Raw genomic sequence first — 1,255 nt, 5'->3', positions numbered from 1 at the left:
GGTTCCAAAATCAGTTGCCCAGGCCCAGCCAATAGTAAATTTGTGATAACGCAGCATATCCATAACCCCAACCTGAGGAAGCGCTACTTTAAATAATTCGGGACGCTGGTTGGTAGCCGCTCCAATCAGCAATCCTCCGTTCGATCCTCCCTGAATGGCCAGTTTTTTGCTGGAAGTGTATTTCTTCGAAATCAGGTATTCGGCAGCCGCTATAAAATCGTCGAATACATTCTGCTTTTGAAGTTTTGTTCCGGCTTTGTGCCATTCTTCACCGTATTCGCCGCCGCCCCGAAGGTTGGCCATAACAAATACTCCACCATTTTCAAGAAAAGCCATTCGTGCAGCAGAAAAAGATGGAGTCAGGCTGATGTTGAAACCTCCGTATGCATACAACAGTGTAGGATTGCTGCCATTCAGTTCAATTCCCTTTTTATTTACGATAAACATCGGAACCTTTGTTCCGTCTTTACTCGTATAGAATTCCTGTTTCACTTCAAAATCGTCAGGATTGAATTTGACTTCAGGCCTGAAATGCAGTGTTGATTGCTTGGTCGTAAAATCGTATTTGTAGATTTCGCCAGGGGTATTGAATGAGGTATAATTGTAATAGGCAATGTTTTCTTCTTTTTTTCCTGAAAAAGCGCTTACTGTGCCGATTCCCGGAAGGTTTACTTCATGATCAGGAACTCCCTCATACGAATAAACCTCTGTTTTGCTGTGAGCATCGGTCATGTAATTAACTACCAATTTCCCGGCAATCATACGAACCGATTGCAGTACATCTTTTTTCTCCGGAATTATGTCCACCCAATTTGCTTCTTCCGGATGGTTGGTGTTGATCTTAATCAAACGGTACTTTGGAGCTTTATAGTTGGTCAGTACAAAAAGTTCATCGCCGTTGTTATCAACCGGATTAAAATCATATTCATAGCTTTCCATCAGGCAGACAAAACCGCTTCTATCTTTACTGAGGTCTTTCAAATCAAGTGCGTTACCGCTTGTTCCTTCGCTTTTCGAAATCAGCAGGAAGCGTTTGTCGTCAGTTAAGCCAGCGCCAAACATTCGCTTTGCATTGACCGGATCATTTACTATTAGCTGATCGGCCGATTGTTCTGTACCCAGTTTATGGAAGTAAACCTTCTGAAATTCATTCGATTTGGAAAGTTCGCTACCAACTTCAGGTTTATCGTATGCGCTATAGAAGAATCCATCTTTGTACCAACTGCACCCCGAAAATTTAACCCATAGAATGTGG

General features: G+C 42.5%; 1 protein-coding gene. It reads right to left on the bottom strand.

The window, feature by feature from the left end; translation table 11 throughout:
• A partial coding sequence (locus Q8M88_RS06375) for a prolyl oligopeptidase family protein (RefSeq protein WP_305595527.1) occupies positions 1–1,255 on the bottom strand: 1,255 nt, incomplete at both ends.

The organism is Phenylobacterium sp. (genome assembly GCF_030693805.1).
In the GTDB taxonomy this organism is placed as follows: domain Bacteria; phylum Pseudomonadota; class Alphaproteobacteria; order Caulobacterales; family Caulobacteraceae; genus Phenylobacterium.
The sequence above is the reverse complement of the archived record's forward strand: the minus strand, read 5'-3'. Positions and strand labels throughout refer to the sequence as shown.